Annotated in this window: 3 protein-coding genes and 1 pseudogene; all 4 read right to left on the reverse strand. The window is 59.6% G+C overall.

The window, feature by feature from the left end; all coding sequences use genetic code 11:
- Positions 1-139 precede the first annotated feature (139 nt).
- The gene (locus WA354_RS18180) at positions 140-1,249 is read right to left on the reverse strand and encodes an anti-sigma factor family protein (protein ID WP_472814435.1); all 1,110 of its coding nucleotides are present in this window, start codon (positions 1,247-1,249) and stop codon (positions 140-142) included.
- A complete protein-coding gene (locus tag WA354_RS18185) occupies positions 1,236-1,766 on the reverse strand; it encodes an RNA polymerase sigma factor (RefSeq protein WP_472814436.1) in 531 nt (176 codons plus the stop codon). Before WA354_RS18185 ends, WA354_RS18180 begins: the two co-directional genes overlap by 14 nt.
- A gap of 143 nt (positions 1,767-1,909) precedes the next feature.
- Positions 1,910-2,389 carry a 50S ribosomal protein L17 gene (gene rplQ, locus WA354_RS18190; RefSeq protein WP_472814437.1) on the reverse strand — a complete coding sequence of 160 codons (480 nt, stop codon included), beginning with the start codon at positions 2,387-2,389 and terminating at the stop codon, positions 1,910-1,912.
- Between the two features lie 118 nt (positions 2,390-2,507).
- A pseudogene (locus tag WA354_RS18195) lies at positions 2,508-2,720 on the reverse strand (DNA-directed RNA polymerase subunit alpha); the annotation flags it as partial.

Raw genomic sequence — 2,720 nt, forward strand, 5'->3', positions numbered from 1 at the left:
AGGCCCGCGCGCTCGATCAGCTGGAACCGGCCATCGCGCGGGCCATCGACGCCATCACTCCCCAAAACGCGCAGGCCTTCTTCCGACACTGCGGTTATGGAGTACAGTAATTATGAAAATGCTCTAGATAGCCTCTTCGCTATTGATGTCCGGTCGGAGACCACTCGCCCGGCGCGGTTTGCACCAACGCCTGCGTCACAATGAAGAGCTGATCCTTCTGGCTTGCAGGCTTGAAGTCAGCCTGATGGAGCACCCAAACGTGGTTGCCGCGACAAACCGGATTGCCGGTCACGAATTCCCACGAGTGGCCGCCCTCCTCAAACGAGATTCGGCTGAATGTGACACTCGCTTCGGTAGCGCCCCTCATCGGCGAAAGCGAGAGAAGAAAGCTTCCCTGCCCTGGCTGGTAGATCCACATCGCCCGATCCGGCTCGTCCATGGAGAAGACACCGCTCACGACGCTCACAAAGTCGCCTACGAGCTTCTTGTCTTTCAGGAGCACAGGGCTCGCAATTCGGATCTCATTCGGGCCGGGACTAACGTCCTCTCCGTGCGAACCAATTAAGATCGGCATGTGGTCCATCCACTCACCTGTCAGCGTGAAGGTGCCTACATTAGGCACATCCACTTTCAACTTCTCGCCTGGCTCGAACCAGACTTCCGTGAGCTTCGCGGCGGGATCGGAGTCGTGGTTGAATGAAGAAAGATCGTCTCCCTTGGTAAAAGTGCGTGTATGGATCGCCAGCAAGACCCGACTGCCGTCTCGCGAAACGAGCCTGACCCGATACGCGAGGTTTTGCGAGCTCATCTTCCCGTCCCTTTCGCAGGACTGGTTTGTATCCTGCGTTGATAATGGGCAAGCCCACAGCGTCCCGTCTGGACCAACTGTGTTCAGCAGGACAACGGTTCCAGTGGAACGCGCGCCGACTTTGACGACGGCGAGGCCACAGGCGAGGGCGACGATGCCGGCGATCATGGCGGCGAAGGCGAGACGTGGAATACGCATGGTTCCCCATCCTTTCTGGAGGAATGCGGTGAGCGGATTTTGTGGACGTACCCAAGCCCGGGCGGGGACCGCCGCACGCTGTTCCAAGCTGGCGGTGCGGCGCAACTCAACGCCGAGGTTGAGATAGTCGCGCAGCCGTGCCTGGCACGCAGGGCAGGTGCCGATATGTTCGGCAGCTGTCGGCGGGATGATTTCGCCATCGCAGAGTGCGGAGACAAATTCGGCGGCTTCAGTGCAGATCATGGGGAACTCCTTGCGGCGCGCTGTGCCAGATAACGCGGAGAGCCTCGCGGGCAGCGAACAGCCGCGAGCGGACGGTGCCGATGGGAATGTCTAGAATGGCGGCTAGTTCAGCGTAGGACTGGCCCTCGACCTCGCGCAGCCAGAGCAGGCTGCGCTGCTCTACGGGTAACTGGCCAAGAAGGTCGGCCATGACGGAGGACGCTTCGGCGCGACCGGGAACAGCGTTTTCGAGTTCAAGTGGATCGGTCGGTTTCTGTTTGCGCCACCACTCCGCGGCCTGTTTGCGTGCGACGCCATAGAGCCAGGCCCGCAGGCTGCCACGATCAGGGTCGAAGCCCTGAGGTCGGCGCCAGATGTGAGTATAGATATCCTGCATGACGTCCTCGACCGCTTGCGGATTGCCGAGCAGGTGGCGAAGCAAAATGCGCATCCGCGGGGCGGTTTCGCGATACCAAGCATCGAAAGCCTGGGAATCGCCTGCGCAGATCTTCTTCCAGAGTTTCCGTTCGTCGAGCAAGTGCGGTCTCCGATCTGTACTTCGGGCGGAGGACGGAAAAGGTTCGGTTGTCGAAGAAATTCTCGCAAAAAAAGGGTGCATCGCCCGTGATGGACGATGCACCTCTACTTGCGACGAAAACAGGCAGCTAGGAGCCGGTAAAGCTACGCGGCTTCTTCGCCGCCTTTTTCTTCGTCTTTCTTGCTTTCTTCGAGCTGCTTCTCGAGTTCAGCGCGCTTCTTGGCTTTAACCTCGTCGCGCTTCTGACGCTTCTCGTCGAGTTGCTTCTCGGCACCCAGCAGTTCGATGAACGCCTTCTCGGCGCCGTCGCCCTTCTGGAAACCGGTGCGGACAATGCGCAGGTAGCCGCCCTGGCGATCGCCGTAGCGCGGGGCCACGGTGTCGAACAGGCGCGTTACGGCCTTGTCGGTCATGAGAAAGCTGAGCGCCTGGCGCCGCGAATGTACGTCGCCCTTCTTGCCCAGCGTGATCATCTTTTCAACGTGCGGACGCACAGCCTTGGCCTTGGCCACGGTGGTCTCCACGCGGTCTTCCACGATGACGGACGTGACCAGGTTGCGCAGCAGCGCGCGGCGATGGCTGGTGTTGCGTCCGAGTTTGAATCCTGCATTGCGATGGCGCATATCTAGCTCCTAGCCTTTAGCTCCTAGCTCCCAGCTTCTTTCTTGCTTGGCGAACGGCATTGACTTAGCCGTGGCACCATCAAGCTAGAAGCTAGTGGCTAGAAGCTAATAGCTGTCTTTAAAAGTTCTCGGTCTCGGTGGGCAGCTGGAGATCTACCGAATCAAGCGGCTCGTCCTCGTCGTCGAAGTGGCTGTAGTTGGCAGCCAAAGCGGTGGCGGGAGGAATGCTGGTCGGTCCGGGAACGGCATTGCCGCTCTCGTCGATCTTCATACCGAGCGAAAGGCCCATCTGCGCGAGAATTTCCTTGATCTCGTTCAGACTCTTGCGGCC

The sequence above is a fragment of the Occallatibacter sp. genome, from assembly GCF_049802275.1.
Taxonomy (GTDB): Bacteria; Acidobacteriota; Terriglobia; order Terriglobales; family Acidobacteriaceae; genus Telmatobacter.